The 17,869-nt window shown below is 72.3% G+C and carries 17 protein-coding genes; 13 read left to right on the forward strand and 4 right to left on the reverse strand.

Annotated elements, in window-relative coordinates:
- Positions 1–20: 20 nt before the first annotated feature.
- A complete protein-coding gene (locus ACFYZL_RS31910; protein ID WP_384751750.1) occupies positions 21–1,469 on the forward strand; it encodes a multicopper oxidase family protein in 1,449 nt (482 codons plus the stop codon).
- 284 nt (positions 1,470–1,753) lie between these two features.
- Positions 1,754–2,323, forward strand: a complete 570-nt coding sequence (locus ACFYZL_RS31915; RefSeq protein ID WP_384578512.1) for a DUF1772 domain-containing protein — start codon at positions 1,754–1,756, stop codon at positions 2,321–2,323.
- A 115-nt stretch (positions 2,324–2,438) separates the two neighbouring features.
- Here the strand turns inward: ACFYZL_RS31915 and ACFYZL_RS31920 are convergent, their stop codons facing one another.
- Positions 2,439–2,936 carry a DUF1772 domain-containing protein gene (locus ACFYZL_RS31920; RefSeq protein WP_384751747.1) on the reverse strand — a complete coding sequence of 166 codons (498 nt, stop codon included), beginning with the start codon at positions 2,934–2,936 and terminating at the stop codon, positions 2,439–2,441.
- 268 nt (positions 2,937–3,204) lie between these two features.
- Between ACFYZL_RS31920 and ACFYZL_RS31925 the strand changes: the two genes are divergently transcribed.
- Positions 3,205–4,776, forward strand: a complete 1,572-nt coding sequence (locus ACFYZL_RS31925) for an FAD-dependent monooxygenase (RefSeq protein ID WP_388683796.1) — start codon at positions 3,205–3,207, stop codon at positions 4,774–4,776.
- Here ACFYZL_RS31925 and ACFYZL_RS31930 read toward each other — a convergent pair.
- Entirely contained in the window at positions 4,719–5,390 is a 672-nt protein-coding gene (locus tag ACFYZL_RS31930; protein WP_384751742.1) for a ScbR family autoregulator-binding transcription factor, read from the reverse strand. The two genes, ACFYZL_RS31925 and ACFYZL_RS31930, sit on opposite strands and share 58 nt — an antisense overlap.
- Before the next feature lie 131 nt (positions 5,391–5,521).
- Between ACFYZL_RS31930 and ACFYZL_RS31935 the strand changes: the two genes are divergently transcribed.
- A complete protein-coding gene (locus ACFYZL_RS31935) occupies positions 5,522–6,406 on the forward strand; it encodes an NAD(P)H-binding protein (RefSeq protein ID WP_388683800.1) in 885 nt (294 codons plus the stop codon).
- On the opposite strand, the gene ACFYZL_RS31940 is transcribed toward ACFYZL_RS31935, so the two are convergent.
- Positions 6,392–7,384: a ScbA/BarX family gamma-butyrolactone biosynthesis protein gene (locus ACFYZL_RS31940; protein WP_384751736.1), complete on the reverse strand. Its 993-nt coding sequence runs from the start codon at positions 7,382–7,384 to the stop codon at positions 6,392–6,394. The genes ACFYZL_RS31935 and ACFYZL_RS31940 overlap by 15 nt on opposite strands.
- A 440-nt stretch (positions 7,385–7,824) precedes the next feature.
- On the opposite strand from ACFYZL_RS31940, the gene ACFYZL_RS31945 reads away from it, so the two are divergent.
- The 9 genes from ACFYZL_RS31945 (at position 7,825) to ACFYZL_RS31985 (ending at position 16,870) form a co-directional block, all read left to right on the forward strand.
- Positions 7,825–8,460 carry a ScbR family autoregulator-binding transcription factor gene (locus ACFYZL_RS31945; RefSeq protein ID WP_384751733.1) on the forward strand — a complete coding sequence of 212 codons (636 nt, stop codon included), beginning with the start codon at positions 7,825–7,827 and terminating at the stop codon, positions 8,458–8,460.
- A 237-nt stretch (positions 8,461–8,697) separates the two neighbouring features.
- On the forward strand, positions 8,698–9,549 hold the full coding sequence (locus ACFYZL_RS31950) for a BTAD domain-containing putative transcriptional regulator (RefSeq protein ID WP_384751730.1): 852 nt from the start codon (positions 8,698–8,700) through the stop codon (positions 9,547–9,549).
- A 13-nt stretch (positions 9,550–9,562) separates the two neighbouring features.
- Positions 9,563–10,378, forward strand: a complete 816-nt coding sequence (locus tag ACFYZL_RS31955) for a ScbR family autoregulator-binding transcription factor (RefSeq protein WP_388683804.1) — start codon at positions 9,563–9,565, stop codon at positions 10,376–10,378.
- Positions 10,379–10,410: 32 nt separating this feature from the next.
- Positions 10,411–11,100, forward strand: a complete 690-nt coding sequence (locus ACFYZL_RS31960) for a phosphopantetheine-binding protein (protein ID WP_388683806.1) — start codon at positions 10,411–10,413, stop codon at positions 11,098–11,100.
- 17 nt (positions 11,101–11,117) lie between these two features.
- Positions 11,118–12,926, forward strand: coding sequence for a beta-ketoacyl synthase N-terminal-like domain-containing protein (locus tag ACFYZL_RS31965; RefSeq protein WP_388683809.1), 1,809 nt, complete (start codon positions 11,118–11,120; stop codon positions 12,924–12,926).
- 10 nt (positions 12,927–12,936) lie between these two features.
- A complete protein-coding gene (locus ACFYZL_RS31970) occupies positions 12,937–13,728 on the forward strand; it encodes a 4'-phosphopantetheinyl transferase family protein (protein WP_384751719.1) in 792 nt (263 codons plus the stop codon).
- A gap of 264 nt (positions 13,729–13,992) precedes the next feature.
- Positions 13,993–14,814 carry a BTAD domain-containing putative transcriptional regulator gene (locus ACFYZL_RS31975; RefSeq protein ID WP_384751716.1) on the forward strand — a complete coding sequence of 274 codons (822 nt, stop codon included), beginning with the start codon at positions 13,993–13,995 and terminating at the stop codon, positions 14,812–14,814.
- A 32-nt stretch (positions 14,815–14,846) separates the two neighbouring features.
- Entirely contained in the window at positions 14,847–15,596 is a 750-nt protein-coding gene (locus ACFYZL_RS31980) for a thioesterase II family protein (protein ID WP_388683812.1), read from the forward strand.
- The gene (locus ACFYZL_RS31985; RefSeq protein WP_388683814.1) at positions 15,593–16,870 is read left to right on the forward strand and encodes a beta-ketoacyl-[acyl-carrier-protein] synthase family protein; all 1,278 of its coding nucleotides are present in this window, start codon (positions 15,593–15,595) and stop codon (positions 16,868–16,870) included. Before ACFYZL_RS31980 ends, ACFYZL_RS31985 begins: the two co-directional genes overlap by 4 nt.
- Positions 16,871–17,688: 818 nt before the next feature.
- Here ACFYZL_RS31985 and ACFYZL_RS31990 read toward each other — a convergent pair.
- Entirely contained in the window at positions 17,689–17,838 is a 150-nt protein-coding gene (locus ACFYZL_RS31990) for a hypothetical protein (protein ID WP_388683817.1), read from the reverse strand.
- Between the last annotated feature and the right edge of the window lie 31 nt (positions 17,839–17,869).

Consider the following 17,869-nt stretch of genomic DNA (forward strand, 5'->3'; position numbering starts at 1 on the left):
CCCGTCCCAGGAGGAAACCCATGGTCACCAGACGCAGCGTGCTCGGCGGCGCCATAGGCGCGGCCGGTGCCGGCCTGCTCACCACCGGCGGGCTGGCGCCGCTGCTCAACGCCGGGTCCGCACAGGCCACGGAGGCGGTCGCCGTCCCGGCGCCGTTCACCGTGCGGATGCCCACGCTGCCGGTGCTCTCGCCGACGTCCGTGCTGGGCGGCCAGGACACGTACGCCGTCACCATGAAGGAGGTGGCGCGCGAGATCATCCCCGGGGTGCAGACGAAGGTCCTCACGTACGACGGCCACTTCCCGGGGCCGGTGCTGCGGGCCCGCAGCGGGCGGAAGGTGTCCATCCGGCACCGCAACAACCTGACCATGCCGGTCTCGGTGCACCTGCACGGCGGCAGCGTCTCACCGGAGAACGACGGCGGCCCGATGGACACCTTCGGGCCGGGCACCTCGCGCACCTACAGCTACCCCAACCAGCAGCCGGGCGCCGCGCTCTGGTTCCACGACCACGCGCACCACATGGAGTCGGAGCACGTCTTCCGCGGCCTGTCCGGCATGTACCTGCTCTCGGACGAGACCGAGCGCGCGCTGCCGTTGCCGGCCGGGCAGTACGAGGTCCCGATCGCGCTGCGCGACGCCCGCTTCGACGAGGCCGGACAGCTCGTCTACCAGATGGACGACGTCTTCGGCCGGACCACGATCCTCGCCAACGGCCGCCCGTCCCCCTATGTCGAGGTCGCCGCTCGCAAGTACCGCTTCCGGCTGCTCAACTCCTCCAACATGCGCTTCTTCCAGCTGCGCCTGTCGGACGGCGGCCAGATCATCCAGATCGGCACGGACGGCGGACTGCTGGAGCGCCCCTTCACCACGGACACCGTCGGGCTGTCCCCGGCGGAGCGCGCCGACGTGGTCATCGACTTCTCCCGCTACCCGGTCGGCACGAAGATCGTCCTGGAGAACACCCTGGGCCCGGGGACGCCCGACCAGGTGGGCAAGGTGCTGCGCTTCGACGTCGTGCGGACGGCAGCCGACCCGAGCAGGGTGCCCGACCAGCTGCGCACCCTGCCGGCCATGCGGACGGCCACGGTCCAGCGCAACATCGTCCTCAGCATGGACGAGGACGGCCGCGCGGAGCCGAGGGGCCTGATGGACGGCCAGGAGTGGGACTACCAGCGCATCGACCAGACGATCGCGCACGGCACGTCGGAGATCTGGACCGTCACCAACGCGAACAAGATCATCCCGCACAACTTCCACATGCACCTGATCCAATTCCGGGTGCTGGAGCGCAACGGCGCCCCGGTGGCCCCGGCCGAGGCGGGGCTGAAGGACACCGTCCGGCTGTTCCCCGGCGAGACGGTGAAGCTCCACGCCACCTTCGACACCTACAAGGGGACGTACGTCTACCACTGCCACCTGCTGGACCACTCGGCGATGGGGATGATGGCGAACTTCCGGGTGCGCTGAGCCCGCGCGGCCGCCGTCCGGCGGGGCGCGCGGCCGGGCCGTCGCCCCGCTCGACGAACGCTCAAGGGCGAGCCGAGGGAGCGTCGCGAGAATCTGTGCAACAGACCATGTCCGGCCGTGTCCCCCACGGATCTCCGCATGAGTCCACGTGTACGAGTACGGCCGCTTGAGCCCCGCTCAAGCACTGGTGGAAACCCATGGCAGGGCATTGGCGGGGAGTGCCACGATCGGATGTCCGTGCCGAGGGCGAGCACTACTCCCACCACCCCAGATGAGGATGTCCCATGAACTCCAATCCGGCCGGCAGCGGCTACTACGCCCCGCCCCAGCAGCCCGCGCCGGCGTCCGCCGAGCGTTCCGGGCTCGCCACCTCCCTGCTGATCGTCTCGACGGTCCTCATCGGCCTGATGGCGGGCCTGTTCTTCGCCTTCGACGTCTCGGTCATGCCGGGCCTGGCCGCGGGCGACGAGCACACGTACGTCACCGCCATGCAGAACTTCAACTCGAAGATCGACGGCAACGGACTCTTCGGCATGGCGTTCATCGTCGCCCTGCTCGCGTCCGCGGCTTCCGCGATCATCGAGTTCCGCAAGGGCCGGCGCAACGTGGCGATCTGGGTCGGGGCCGCGGCTCTGGCCTACTTCGTCGTACTGATGATCACCTTCTCCGTGAACATCCCGCTCAACAACGAACTCGCCGACGTCGGCGACGCGGCGAAGCTGACGGACTTCTCGATCGTCGAGAAGTTCAAGACCACCTGGGTCTCCACCAACATCCTGCGCACCCTGCTGTGCACGTTGGGCCTGACCGCCATGGCCCGCGCCCTGATCCTCTTCGGCAGGGCCACCCGCTGATCCACCGACCCCGCCGGTCCTGATCCCCCCACGCTGCGAAACGAAGTCCCCCGGCCCACCCGACCGGGGGACTTCGTGCGTTCGGGCGTCGTCCGGTCGGGCCGGGCCGGCCGGCTCAGACCGTCTGGCCGTTCAGGTACAGGGCCCAGGCCAGGAAGCCGACGGCGGCGGTGCACAGCAGGGTGCGCCAGACGTTGGCGCGGACCCAGGGGCCCTCGAAGGCGCGCCGGACGGCGGCCGGGTCGGCGATCCGGGCGACCGGGCCGGCCTTCTCCAAGGCGTTGTTCAGCGGGATGTTCACCTTGTTGGTGACGCCCATCGAGACGATGTAGCAGACCAGGGCGGCGATCAGCGGCGGCAGTACGTCACGGCCGTCGGACGGGACGTGCAGGGCCAGGGCCAGGGCGGTGAAGAGGAACGCGCCGATGTAGCCGAGGACGAACCAGCCGTTGAGGATGGCCTTGTTGATGTGCTGCATGACCTCGATGACGGTCCGGTCGTCGGAGCGCTTCAGACCGGGCATCACGGAGACGGAAAAGCCGTAGAACAAGCCGCTGACCAGGCCCATGGTGACGGTCGCGGCGATGAGCGAGGCCAGGCGTGCGGTCTCCATACGGTCTCCCCCTGGGTCATCGGTTCTTCGGGAACGGGTCATCAAATAGTCAAGGCACGGCGACTATACGGGGGTAGGTCCCATGGGGCGCGGAGGATTCGAGCAGCCCTCCAGTGCGTCTTGAGCGGTCGTGTACGAACTCCGGTCGAAGAGAGGGGAGTTCGCCGGATCGCATGGGCCTGGGCACTTGGAAAACAAACGGGCCCGCCGGTATATTTTCGGCTCCGGATGGACACGGGCACGGGTTGTCGATGGGGAGGGCACCGCTGTGCAGGGGTTACATCACACGCAGGCGCACGTGGTCGTGGTCGGCGGGGGGCCGGTCGGCATGCTGGTGGCCGCAGAGCTGGCCGCGTACGGGGTCGAAGTCGTCCTGTTCGAACCAGAGGCCCGGGTCGCCGATTGGCCCAAGGCGACCACGCTCCACGCAAGGGCCGTGCAGAGCCTGGCCAGGCGCGGCCACCTGCCGACGGCGGCGGTCGCACCCGCCGGTGCGGCCGGCAGCGGCGCCTTCCACTTCGCGGGGATGCCCGGCCTGCTCATCGAGGCTCCGGAGACCGAGCCCCAGCCGATCCTCAAATGCCCCCAGGCGGAGCTGGAGCGGCGGTTCGAGGAGCGGGCCCGGGCGGCCGGGGCGCGGATCCTGCGCGAGCACCGGGTGACGGAGGTCGTCCAGGACGCGGACGGGGTGCGGGTCACGGCCGACGGGCCGCGGGGGACGATCGCCTGCACCGCCGCGTACGCGGTGGGGGCGGACGGCGCGCGCAGCACCGTCCGCGAGCGGACCGGCATCGCCTGCGACACCCAGCCGGCCACGGTGGCCTCGCTGATGGGCACGGTCACGGTCACGGACCCGGACTCGCTGGCGCAGGGCTGGCTGCGCACGGAGCGGGGCTGGATCGCGGCCAAGCGGGACGCGGAGGGCCGGATGCACATCCGCACGCTCGACTGCGCCGGCGCCCACGCCGACCGGCAGCTGCCGCCCACTCTGGAGGAGGTGCGGCGCGAGGTGTCCCGGATCGTCGGACACGACGTGGCGATGGAGGACGGGCGCTGGCTGAGCAGGTTCAGCGATGTCTCCCGGCTGGCCCGCACCTTCCGGCAGGGGCGGGTCTTCCTGGCGGGGGACGCGGCGCACGTGCACTTCCCGATCGGCGGCCAGGGCCTCAGCACCGGAGTGCTGGACGCCCTCAACCTGTCCTGGAAGCTGGCGCTCGCGGTGCGCGGCACGGCGGCCCCGGAGCTGCTCGACACCTACGACGCGGAGCGCCGGCCGGCCGCCGGGCGCGTCGTCGAGAACACCCGGGCCCAGCTCGCACTGATGCGGCCGGGCCCCGAATCGGACGCCCTGCGCTCGGTGTTCACCGAGGTGCTGGCCGCGGACGGCGGCCGCAGGCTACTCGGAGGCATGATCAGCGCGCAGGACACGGTCCTCCCGGCGGGCGCCGGCCGGCCGTCGCCCGGAGCCGGAACGTTCCTGCGCAATGTGGCGCTCCACACCGAGTCGGGCGACACCGATGTGATCGGGCTCCTGCGGGACGGCCGCCCGTTGTTGCTGCTGCTGGGCGAGCGGGGTGCCGCCTTCGAGGACGAGGCGCGCTCGTGGGGGCAGACCCTGTACGTGGTGCGCGCGCGGCGCGCGTCCGACGTGCCCTACGACGCCCTCCTGGTCAGGCCGGACGGCTACATCGCCTGGACACCGGGTGCGACGGGCCTGTCGGCCGCCCTGTCCGGGTACGTCGTCGACGGCGCCGGCGCGGCGAGCGGGGCGCGTACGGCCGTTCAGCCCGGCCGGCCCGCCAACTCCAGTTCGTCGGCCGCCTTGAGGGCCTCGGCGTAGACCATGGCCCCCCTGCCCTCGGAGAGGTCGAGCGACGCGAGGACGGACGGCACCACCACGCTGGGCAGCAGATGGCGCATCAGGGCGGAGACCCTGATCGCCAGGTCGCCGTAGTCGCAGATGGCCTGGGACATGGCCTGGATGCCGGCGAACGATCCCACGATGACGTCGACGGTCTCGGTGATCACGACGTGCGGCAGCAGCTCGCCCTGTTCCCGTGCCTCCTGGAAGAAGGGCACGGTGACCTCGCTCCATCGCAGGAAGGGGCCACTGCGGTCCAGGCCGTGCGCCTGCTGGTCCATCGACAGCCGGACGCCCGCCCGCACCATGGGATCGGTCTGCAGGCGGTACGCGTGCATCATGACCCCGTCGAGGATCTGCTGGATCTTGGAGGCCCGGGGCGGGGGGACGAGGCGGTGGTCCTGCTCGGCGAGCACCCCCTGGGCCAGGTCCTCCTTCGACTGGAAGTGGAAGTACAGGGCCCCCTTGGTCACCCCGGCCTCGGTGAGGATCTGCGAGATCGTGGCGGCTTGGTAGCCCTGGTCCTCGAACACTTTGGCCGCCGCGGACAGGATCGCCTTGCGCGTGCGTACGGCACGGACCTGTTCAGCCATTCCGCTTCCTCCCTCCTCAGGGTCGACGAGTACTGGGGGTCGGTAAAAAAACCGCCGAGTTCGTATCTTACAGCGAGTAATGGCCGTCGGCCGAGGGCGCCGGTGGAAATGTGGTGCAGAAGGGAAGTCGGATGATCCTTGTCACTGGAGCCACCGGGACGATCGGGCGGGAAATCGTCCGTCGGCTCCCCGCCGGCGCGGCGGTACGCATCATGGCCAGACGTCCGGAGTGCGTCACGGGGGCGTCGGGGCGGGCCCGGATCGTGTACGGCGACTACGAGGACCCGAGGTCGCTGGAGCGGGCCCTGAACGGGGTGCGGGCCTTCTTCCTCCTGACCAACCGGTTAGGACAGGACGACGCCCGCCTCATCGATGCCGCGCGGACGGCCGGGGTGCGCCACGTGGTGAAGCTGTCCGCCGCCGCGGTCACCGACCGCGGAGCCGACGATCTGGTCACCAGGGCCCAGCGCGCACAGGAGGAACTGGTGCGGGGATCCGGTATGGCCTGGACCCTGCTGCGCCCTCGCGCGTTCATGTCGAACACCCTTTCCTGGCGGTCGTCCATCCGGCAGCACGGAGTGGTCAGGGCCGTGTACCCCTCGGCGGCGAGTTCGTGCGTCGATCCGCGGGACGTGGCGGAAGTGGCGGTGCGGGCCCTCACCGAGGACGGGCACGCGGGCATGACCTACACCCTGACGGGACCGGAGCCGATGACGGCGGTTCAGCAGACGGCTCAACTGGCCGAGTTGCTGGGGCGTTCTCTGCGCTGCGAGGAACTGGGGCCCGAGCAGGCGCGCGTCGAGATGGGGCGGCGCCATCCCGAGGCGGTGGTGGAGGCGTTGCTGTACAGGGCGAGCCGTCAGTGCGAGGCGGCCAAGGGCCAGGTGGGGGAGACGGTTCCCGCTCTGCTGGGGCGTCCGGCCGGTTCCTTCCGGAACTGGGCGGCGGATCACCTGGGCGCGTTCGTGTCCGATCCGGGCACGGTGGACGCGGACACCGGGTCAGGAGCCGTGTGACCCCGCGGTCACCACGGAGTCGAAGATGAGGGCGCCGTCCTGATGTGCGGTCACCAGGACCGCGCCCCCGTCGTCGGGGCCCCCGGCGACGCGGCGGGCCTGGACCATGCAGGGCGCGTCCAGCTCGCCGTACCGCCTGAACCGGCTGGAGATGCTGAGCGGGAGGTAGGAGGAGCGCCCCAGCACGGCGGCCGTGGCCTGCCGGGCGGCCTCCATGAACACCATGCCCGGGACGTGGTCCACCGGGTGATCGAAGAGTACGGGGTGCCGGGTGTCCACCCGCAGCTGCCAGCGGTCCGGCTGGGCGGTGGGGGAGAGGACGACGTCCATGGGGGACATGCGGCCGACGCCCTGCGGCGCCGCCGGGCTGATCAGCGGGAGCGGGTTCCAGTCGCCGTCGAGGGTGTGGTCGCCGCGCAGGCGTCTGTACACCCCCGGCGCCAGGCAGGAGAAGGAGCCCCATCCGGTGGCGACGACGTCCCCGTCGCGCCAGAAGACGGACTCGAAGCCGAGCTTCGACACGTTCTTGCCGCGGCGCTCGACCTCCGTGCAGGTGATCTCGATGTGCAGCGTGGCCGGCGACCAGCCGACGTGCAGGAACTCGGGCCGTACCGACACTCCGCCTTCCCGCATGAGGAAGTGGTGGCCGAGCGGGATCCCGAACTCGGCGTGGCCGAGGAGGATGCTGAACTGGCGGACCGTCTCGCACGTGATGAGGGGGTCGTGGTAGCCGCCCGCGACCGGGGTGAAGAAGCTGTGGGCGCGGGGCCACTGCGCGGTCACGAGGAAGCGGTCCTCGTCCATGCGCTGCCAGTCGGTGAGGAGGACCTCGGCGACGGAAGCCCGGTGGACGAGTTCCTTGGGAACGGTGACGGTCAGGGACGGGAAGTCGTAAGGCCGGGGCATGGGAGCCGCGGAGCTTCCGGCTCGGGTGTGGTTCATCGTGCTGCGCTCGACGCGGAAGGTGCTCGTGGACATTGCTCCCCCTGGGCTTCGGTGGCTAGAAGGGCTGCGGTGTCTCTGAGCCGGGAAGATACAGACCAGCCGGTTTAATTTCTAGCGGTTCTCGACCCTCCGTTATCGGGTGAAGTGGAGCGATCTTCTTCGGTTCACCCATCGACCCTGGTCGGAAGAGCCTTCCTGCGTTCCACCCCGGTTTGATCCGACCTGCTCCGGGCTTCGTTCCGCCGACGGGCCCGTCGAGCGGGGTGCGAGTCGTCCTCGAGCGTCGGCACCGAGGCTGCCGAGCGCCCCGGGCGGGTCGATCTGCCTGGCCGGCCAAACGGAGTGATCTCCCCCGTCTTAAAAACCGCACAAGCGGTTTGTTAGGCTGGACTGTTGAGCGGGACCGCACTCCCGCGCGGCGCCGCGGCATCTACGCCATGCCCACCTCCCGGCGGGCGCGGCACTCTCTCGCAGTGACGGAGCAGTCCATGGTCAAGCAGGAACGCGCGGCACGTACGCGCGAAGCCCTGATCCGGTCGGCGGCCGAGATCTTCGATCGGGAGGGCTTCCCGGTCGCGTCGCTCACCGCGATCAGTTCGCTGGCCGGGGTGAGCAACGGAGCGCTGCATTTCCACTTCGCGAACAAGGCGGCACTGGCCGACGCGGTCGAGACGGCGGCGCTGACCCGGCTGATGGCCGTCGCCGACGTCGAGCCCCCGTCCGGGGTGAGTGGGATGCAGCTCCTGATCGACGTCACCCACGGACTGGCCGCGGCGCTGCGCGCGGACGCCGTGCTGCGGGCCGGCTTCGAGCTCAGCGGTGAGGTGTCCCGCGCGCCCCAGGTCGACCTGCGCGGGTGGTGGCGGCACTGGGTCGAGGAAATGCTGGAACGGGCCGCCACCGGAGGCGAGTTGCGTCCGGAGGTGGCGGCCGGTGACGCGGGTGGTGCCGTGGTGGCCGCGACCGTGGGGTTCGAGGTGCTCGGGGCGCGGGACGCGGAATGGCTCTCGGGCTCCACGGTCACCGGGTTCTGGCGGCTGCTGCTGCCGACGCTCGTCGCGCCGGAGCTGCTCGGGGAGCTGGTGGCCGGAGGGACCCGAACCGCGTAGTCAGTACAGCTCATCCGGTTTGTTTTTGAGCGTATCGGTCCGTTCTGGAGCACCCCTGGAGTCTCTCTGTGGCGGCCGTCGATGGGTGCATGAATGGCATATATGCAGGTCAGAGGGATGTTTGCGGGATCGCCAGGTAGGTGATGAACTGAAAACAGCACGGTCGGTTTTCTATTGACAAACCGTGGGTCCTGTTTTTAACTGGGATCGGCTCATCCAAGGACAGGGGAGTACGGCGTGGACATCGAAGTACTGGGCACACTGGCCGTGCGGGAACAGGGGATCTCCGTCACGCCGACCGCCCCCAAGCCGCGACAGGTACTGGCGATACTGGCGCTCCATGCCGACCAGGTGGTCCCGGTGTCGGCACTCATCGAGGAGCTGTGGGCGGGCACCCCGCCGCGCAGCGCCCGGACCACGCTCCAGACCTACGTACTGCAGTTGAGGACGCTCATCGCGACGGCCCTGGAGCAGGGCCCGCCCGTCGAGGGCGAGGCCGAGGACGGGGGCCGGCGGCGCACGGCCAAGGACGTGCTCGTCACCCTGCCCGGCGGCTACCTGCTCGACAGCGGCGGCGGCCTCAGTGACATACGCGAGTTCGAACGGCTCTCCGGAATGGGCTACCGGGCCATGGACGCCGGCGACTTCCCCGGCGCGGCCCGCAAGCTGCGCGAGGCCCTGGCACTGTGGTCCGGCCCCGCCTTCGCCGACGTGCAGGGCGGGATCCAGCTGGACATGGAGACCCGGCGGCTGGAGGAGACCCGGCTCTGCGCCCTCGACCAGCGCATCGAGGCGGACCTCAGACTCGGCCGCCACCGCGAGCTGCTCGCCGAACTGACCGTGCTCGTCAGCCAGTACCGCACGCACGAGAACCTGCACGGCCAGTTCATGCTGGCCCTGCACCGCTCCGGCCGCCGGGGCGAGGCCCTCGACGTCTACCAGCGGCTGCGCGCGACGCTCGTACGGGAACTGGGCCTCGAACCTTCCACCTCGCTGCGCCGGCTCCAGCGCTCCATCCTCATGGCCAGCCCCGACGGCCTGGCAGAGGTGCCGGAGGCGGGTGGCGGACGACTGGTACGCGTGGGCTGACATGGCCGCGCGCGTGAGGGCGACACCTCAGACTGCGGACCGCGCGACGGACCGCACCGCCGACCGGACGGCAGCCCGTACGATCTCCCAGACCACGACCCGTACGACGGCCCGGACCGCGGTACGCGTCGCGGCACGGCCTCGGGGCCGGAGCGCGGGCCGGGAGGGCAGCGTCGTGCAGGAGCGGTCGGAGCGGACCCGCCGCAAGCTCGTGCACGCCGGAGCGGAGTGGTTCCACCGCCACGGCTACGCCAATGCGACGCTCGGCGGGATCGCCGGCTCGGCCGGAGTGACCAAGGGGGCCCTGTACTTCCACTTCGCCTCCAAGGACGAACTCGCCGTGGCCGTCCAGGAGCGGGGCCGCGCCCTGCTCGACGAATCCCTGCGGGCCCTGGAGGCCTCCGGGCTCTCCCCGCTCCAGTCGCTGGTCGACGCGACGCACTGGCTGGCCCGGGCCCTGCACGACGAGCCGGCCGTGCCCGCCAGTTTCCGGCTCACCAAGGAGTGCGCGGACACCCTGCCGAGCCTCACCGACTTCCACCGCGTCTGGGTCTCGGCGGCCTGCGGGCTGCTGCGCCGGGCCCGGGACGCGGGCGAACTGCGCGAGGGCTGCTCCTGGGAGAGCGCCGAATCGCTCGTCGCCGCGACCGTGTGCGGGATCGAGGTGATGGCGGGCACCGGAATGCCCGGCGCGGAGCTCCAGCGCAGGGTGGCCGCTCTGTGGACGCTGCTGCTGCCCGGCCTCGTACCCGAGGGCGCGGCGGGCGGCTTCCGTACGGCGGCGCCGAGGGCCGCGTACGCACACGGATTCTCGGGCAGCGCCGGCTGACCCGCAGCGGTGCCGGTTTGGAGGAGTCACCGATGACGAACGACCGTTCTTCCGCTCCACCACGCTCCGCCGACGTGCTGCCCGACATCATCGGGGTGCTCGGCGACGTGCTGAAGGTGGACCCGCAGAAGATCGACCCCGAGCAGACCTTCCAGTTCCTCGGCCTCGGCTCGCTGCTGATCGCGGAGTTCGTGGCCGTGGTCAACGCCCGGTACGGGACCTCCCTGTGCCCGAGCGACCTCTACGACCACCCCACTCCGGCGGCCTTCGCCCGGGAGGTGGTGCGGGCGGCCGAGCCGGTGGCGCTGCAGGTGGTTCCGGCCGGTCACCTCATTCCGGCGGTCACGCAGGCTGCGCCGGTTCCGCCGGTTCCGGGCATGGAGATCGTCGACGTACTGCGCGAGCAGCTCACCGCGATCCTGTGCTGCGACAGCTGGGACGTGGACGCGGACACACCGTTCCCGAGGCTGGGGGTGGACTCGCTCCTCGGCGCGGAGTTCGTCTCCGTCGTCAACCGCGTCTTCGGGCTGAGCGAGCGGGCCGTGGTGCTGCACGAGTACCAGACGCTGGACGCGCTCGCCGCGTACGTGGCCCGGCAGACCGGGGTCCGGACGGCCCCGCCGGCCGTCCGTGAGCTCGAACTCCTGCTGGACGCCCTGCAGGACGGGCGGCTCAGCGTCGCCGAGGCGCTCCTGCTGCTGCCGCGCCGAGCCCAGGTCTGACGGGGAGACGGGCCGGGATGGACGAGCGGGAGATTCTCACCCGGTTCAAGGACGGGACCCTGGACCGGAGACAGGCGGTCGCCCTGCTGGCGCCGGCCGTCGGCCCGGTCGGCCCCGTCGGCACGCTCGGGACCGTCAACGGCGTCAACGGCGTTAACGGTGTCGATGCCATCGACGCCTTCGGCGGTGCCGACGGGATGGTCGTGACGGTCGAGCCTTCGGCGCCGTACGGACCCTCGGTGCGCGAACTGCCCCTGCGGGCGGCCCCCGTGGCCGTCGTGGGGATGGCCGGCCGCTACCCCGGGGCCCCCGACCTGACGGCGTTCTGGCGCGTGCTGCGCGACGGTCGGGACACGGTCGCGCCGCCGCCGCCGGGCCGGCCCGGCGGTGAACCGGGGCACTACCTGGAGCGGGTCGGGGAGTTCGACGCGGAGTTCTTCGGGCTCGACCCGAAGGAGGCCGCGCTGACCGACCCCCGGGAGCGGCTGCTGCTGGAGACCGCCTGGGAGGCCTTCGAGGACGGCGGATGCACCGGCAGCCGGCTCGACGCGCTGCGCGCCCCGGACGGTACGCCCCGCAACGTCGGGGTGTTCGTCGGCGCGGGGGCGGGCGACTGGCCGCTGCTCGCCGCCGAGGCGGGGGCGGACTCGCGGGGCGGCCAGTGGGACATCGCCAACGGGGTGTCCCGGGTGCTCGGCCTGACCGGCCCCAGCCAGTGCGTGGACACCGCCGAGGCCTCCGTGCCGACGGCGCTGCACCTCGCGCTCACCGCCCTGGAACGCGGGGAGTGCACGGCCGCCCTCGTCGGAGGCGTCCACCTGCTCCTGCACCCCTGGAGCCGACGGCCGGGCGCCGGCGAGGCGGTGGGGGCACTGCTGCTGAAGCCGCTGGACCGGGCCCTCGCCGACGGCGACACCGTGCACGCCGTCGTCCGGGGCAGCGCGGCGGTCCACGCCCGGGGCGGGGCGGCCCTCGCGGCGGCCCTGGAACGGGCCGGGCTCGCCGAGCAGGAACCGGGCCTGCGGGAGACCGCGCCGTGCGCGCGTCCCTCCGTCGGGGAGGGCGGCCCGGCCACCGGACTGGCACTGCTGACCCGGGCCGTCCTCCAGCTGCGCCACGGCGTCCTGCTCCCCGGGCCGGGTCGCGAGGCCGCCGAACCCTGGGGCCGCCCCGACCCGACGGACCCCGCGGTACCCCGGCGGGTGGTCGCGGGCCTGCGCGGCGCGGGCGGGGTGGACGCCCAGGTGGTGCTGGAGGAGTACGCGGCCCCGGTGCCGGCGGTGCGGACGCTCCCGGCCGGCCGTGCGGAACTCGTACTGGTCTCCGGACCCACCCCGGAGCACGCGCGGGCCACGGCTCGGCGGCTCGGGGAGTGGCTGCGGGCGGGCCACGGGGCGCCGGGCCACGGGGCGCCGGGCCACGAAGTGCCGGCGGGCGGTGAGGTGCCGGGAGGCGGTGAGGTGCCCGGCCTCGCGGCGGTGGCGCGCGGACTGCGGACCGGGCGCGCGGCCATGGACTGCCGCATCGCCTTCGTCGTCCACGGCGTGGAGGAACTCGGGCGCCTCCTGGAGGAGGCGGAAGCGCCGTGCGCGGACCTGCGCGGCGGGCGCCGGGACCCGATGCGCCTCGGCGAGGCCCCCGAGAGCGCCGACTACCTCGCCGCCCTGTGGCGCGGCGGTCGGCTCGGGCAACTGCGCGACCTGTGGCTGACCGGGGTGGACGTGGACTGGGCCGCGCTGGAGGCGGCGTCGGGCGCCGCTGCCGTATCGGTCCCGATCCCGCCGTCCGCCCTGCTGCGCACCGCGCTGTGGCTGCCGGCGCGGTGAGCGTCGGCCGGTGAGCATCAGCCTCTGGTTCTGCCCCGACGCCGACCTCGCCCCGGCGGTCTCGGCGACCCTCGCCGCGCACTGGCTCGACGAGCAGGAAAGGGAGACCGCCTCCCGCTTCCTCTTCGAACGGGACCGGCGCCAGTACCTCGTGGCGCACACCCTGCTGCGCCGGGTGCTGGCCATGGAGACCGGGATCCCCGAGGCGGAGGCCGTCCTGCGGCGCTCCCCCTACGGCAGGCCCCACCTCATGCCGCCGCCGGGCGGACTCCCGCGCGGCGGCGCAGCTCTGGACTTCAACCTCGCCCGTACGCCCGGCCACACCCTCGTCGGCGTGGCCCGCGGCCACCGCATCGGCGTGGACGTGGAGCACCTCGGTCGGGGCACGGCGGCCCTGGACGGCATCGTCGAGGGCTTCCCGCGGGCGGAGCGCGACTGGATCGGCGCGGCGCCCCGGGGCCGCGCGCGCACCCGCCGCGCCATGCGGTTGTGGACGCTGCGGCAGGCGTACGCGAAGGCGTGCGCGGAAGGCGGCGCCGCACCGGACCCGACCGCGTCCCCGTCGACGTACACCTTCGCGCGCGCCGACGAGGGCGGCGCCTTCGCCTTCACCGTGGACGGCGACGGGCTCGGGGAGAGCGGGAAGGACCGCTGGTGCTTCCTGGAGTTCGAGCCCGTGCCGGAGACGCTCGCCGCGGTCGCCGTGCGCATCGAACGGCCCGCGGGCGGCCCGCCGCCCGTGCACCTGAGGCAGGGCTTCCCGTGGGCGCGTCCCGCGTCCCGGGTGCTGCGCCTGACCTGACCTGCACCGCTCGCGTGACTTGAAACAGTCCCTCGTTCCAGGGGCGTTCAAGCGTCGTTCGAACGGCTCGTGGCAATGCGGAATCGGGGTGCGAGCCCTTGCGTAAACGGCCTTCGCCAGCATCAACTCCCTTGTCCGACAGGGAAATTGGAAGCGCGCTCGACGGCTGCTCAAGCTTCCGGAGGTTATTCGCGGAGTCCCGCTACCGTGCACGGGTCAAGGCTGGAAATCGAGGGGAACTCGACGAAAGTGACGGAGGAGACCATGCAGATTCAGGTTCTGGGTCCCTTGAGCGCCGAGGTCAACGGGGGCTCGATTGTTCCGACCGCCCGCAAGCCGCGCCAGATCCTCGCACTGCTCGCGCTGTACCCCGGCCGGGTCATGCCCGTACCGACGCTCATGGAGGAGATATGGGGGACGCAGCTGCCGCACAGCGCCCTCACCACCCTCCAGACCTACATACTCCAGCTGCGCCGGCGCCTCGGCACCGCCATGGGGCCGGGGGCCCCGGGCAACGCCAAGGAGGTGCTCGCCACCCGCCACGGCGGATACCTCCTGCAGATCGCGCCCGAGTCCGTCGACGTCCACGAGTACGAGCAGCTCGTGACGCGCGGCCAGAGCGCCTTCGAACAGGGGGACGACGAGACCGCGGCCACCCTGCTGCGCCAGGCCCTCGGCCTGTGGAACGGCAACGCGCTCGTCGACGTGCGCGTCGGGCCGATCCTGGAGATCGAGGTCATGCGCCTGGAGGAGAGCCGGCTCGTCACCACCGAGCGGCGCATCGACGCCGACCTGCGCCTGGGCCGGCACACCGAACTCCTCGCCGAACTCAAGGAGTTGATCGCACGCCACCCGCAGCACGAGGGGCTGCACTCGCAGGCGATGGTGGCCTTCTACCGCTCGGGCCGCCAGGCGACCGGACTCGACATCTACCGCAGAATGCGGGCCCGGCTGATAGAAGACCTCGGGGTGGAGCCCTCGCCGCAGCTCCAGCGGCTGCACCACGCGATGCTCGCCGTCGACCCGGCGCTCGACGTGGTCGCCGGACCGCGGGGAGGATCGACCTTCAACCTGTACGCGGCCTGAGCGGCCCGATCCGGCACGGGAGGGGCACGACGATGGGCGTACGTGTGTGGTGCTTCGCGCACGCGGGGGCCGGGGTCTCGGCCTTCCACCACTGGCCGAGGCTGCTCGGGCCGGGCGTGGAGCCCGACGCGTGGCCGCTGCCCGGGCGGGACCGGCGCCGCCGCGAGGCACGCGTCACCGACCGGGCCGCGCTCCTGGAGGACCTCCAGCCGCTCGTCGCCTCGCTCGCGCGGGCGGAGGAACCGTACGTGCTGTACGGGCACAGCCTCGGCGGGATCGTCGCCCACACCCTCACCCGGCACCTGCACGAGCGCGGACTGCCGCTGCCGGCCCTGCTGGCCCTCGGCGCCGTGCCGCCGCCCGACGGACCCGCCGCGCTCGCGGCCTCCGCGGACCTGCCCGACGCGGCCCTGCTCGCGCTGCTCGACACCTTCGACGCGGTGCCCGACGGCACCGGACCCGGAGACATCTGGCACCGCATGGTCTTCCCCGTCCTGCGCGACGACCTCCGGCTCGCGGGAGCGCTGCGCACCGCCGCCAGGGAAGCCGGGGATCCGCTCCCGGTGCCGGTCCTCGCGGTCTCGGGACGCGAGGATCCGCTGGTCACCCCCGAGGTGGTGGCGGGCTGGGCCCGCTGGACCACGGGCCCGTTCGTCCACCGCACGGTGCCCGGCGGGCACTTCTTCGTACGCGACCGGGTCCTGCCGGGGCTGATCGGACGGGCCGCGCGGGTCGTGGAGCGGGTCACGGGGCCCGCGTCCGCCGTGGTGAGGGGCCGGTGAGGCGGGCCGTCGTCACCGGCCTGGGCGTCGTGGCCCCGGGCGGGACCGGGGTGCGGGGCTACTGGGACCTGCTCACCGCCGGGCGCACCGCCACGGGGGCGCTGACCCGCTTCGACCCGTCCGGGTTCCGCTCCCGGGTCGCCGCGGAGGCCGAGTTCGACGAACTGGGCCGCGGGCTGAGCCTGACGGAGGCGCTGCGGCTCGACCGCGTGGCGCAGTTCGCGGTGGCGGGCGCACGGGAGGCGCTGATCGACAGCGGACTGGCCGGCAGTGGCCTCGTCGGCGGCGGGCCGGCCGGAGCCGCGGATCCGATGCGCCGCGCGGTCTCGCTGGGCAGCGCCCTCGGCTGCGCGAGCTCCCTGGACCGGGAGTTCGCCACCGCCGCGACGGCCGCCGGTACGACCTTCGGGCACGCGCGCGCGGCGGAGCGGCTCTACGACTACTTCGTGCCCTCCTCGATGGCCGCCGAAGTGGCCCGCGCCGTCGGCGCGCAGGGCCCGGTGTCCCTGCTCTCCACCGGCTGCACCTCCGGCCTGGACGCCCTCGGGCACGCCCTCGACCTGATCCGCGAGGGCACCGCCGACGTGGTGGTCGCCGGGGCGAGCGAGGCGCCGATCTCCCCGATGACGCTGGCCTCCTTCGACGCCGTCCGCATCGCCTCGCACCACCGCAACGACGACCCGGCGGGCGCCGCCCGGCCCTTCGACCGCACCCGAGACGGGTTCGTACTGGGCGAGGGCGCGGCCTTGTTCGTCGTGGAGGAACTCGAACACGCACGGCGCCGCGGGGCCCGCGTGTACGGCGAGATCGCCGGGTTCGGCTCGCGCAGCAGCGCCTTCCACATGACCGCGCTGCGCACCGGCGGCGCCGACCTCGCGGAAGCCGTCCGGGCCGCCCTCGACGAGGCGCGCCTGGACCCGGGCGCCGTCGACCACGTGGCCGCGCACGGCTCGGGCACCCGCAGCGGCGACGTGCACGAGACGGTCGCCCTCAAGCGGGCCCTCGGAGCCCACGCCCACCGGGTCCCGGTCAGCGCGGTCGCCTCGATGATCGGCTACTCGCTGGGCGCGCTCGGCGCCCTCGCCGTGGCCGCCTGCCTGCTGGCCGTCCAGCACGGGGTGGTCCCGCCGACGGCGAACCTGCACGAACCCGACCCGGTCTGCGACCTCGACTACACCCCGGTCACCGCCCGCGAGCAGCGCGTCGGGGCGGCCCTCACGGTGGGCAGCGGCTTCGGCGGCACGCACAGCGCGCTGCTGGTGACCCGGGTCTGACGGCCCTTCGACCACGGCCTCGGCCCGTACGCTCCGCCAGGTCGGTCGCGCGGCGCACGAAGTCGACGACCGTGCCCGGTCCAGCTTGGGAAAGCACCCCCTGCGCCGGGTCGAACAGCAACCACAGAAAGCGAGCCACGACGATGCCCGTCATGCGACCTCCGGTAGCAATGTGGGCATCAGCCAGCCCCGGTACCAGCCACGCCAATTGATTCGCCTCCTCCCGCGCCGACCCGGCGGGCACCGGTGGCCGACGGGCGGTGGACCCACCTGGGAGCGCCTTCGCGGAGCGATGGGGCGAGCAGCCGCCTGCCGGGGCCGTGGCCCTGGCCGAGGTGCGGGGCCGGCCCCCACATCCCAGCCCCAGCTGCTCGGCGGTTATCGGTTCCTGATGACGCCCCTAGAGGACGCAGCCCCCGCATGGCTATGACCTGCAAAAACGTGGTGAGGATAGGCATCCTGGGATGCCTATATCGGCATCCTGGGATGCCGATACATGGCGTGTGTGGTCATGTCGTCAGCGGTAAGCGAAGGAACCGTAGGATTCGTTCAGTTACCACTGGCGACATGACGCCTGGGGTAATGTTGAAGGGGTCGGATCGCACAGGTCGGGGGTCGGAATTGCCGAGGAATCCGCGCAGCACCCGCCGGGAGCTGGTCAACAGGCAGACCGGTGAACTGCACGAGCTGTGGGAGGACGAGCCTTCGCGCCGCTCCTACAACCTCGGCGGCCGGTTCGGGCAGTTCTCCTTCGCCCGGATCATGGCCATGCTGGGCAAGGACTCCGGTCTGACCGGTGACGACTTCCGGGTGTTCTTCTACTGCGCGATCCAGACGTACGAGCGGGGCGGTGCCACGGCCGGCGAGGCCGCCGCGTACCTTGGGCTGACACCGCAGGGGACCAGGAGGATCGCGAAGAAGCTGGCGGAGAACAGGATCTTCCTCGTCGCCGAGACCGTGGGTCGCACGATCAAGTACCGGGCCAGCCCCCACATCGTG

The organism is Streptomyces sp. NPDC001717 (assembly GCF_042892775.1).
Lineage (GTDB): Bacteria > Actinomycetota > Actinomycetes > Streptomycetales > Streptomycetaceae > Streptomyces.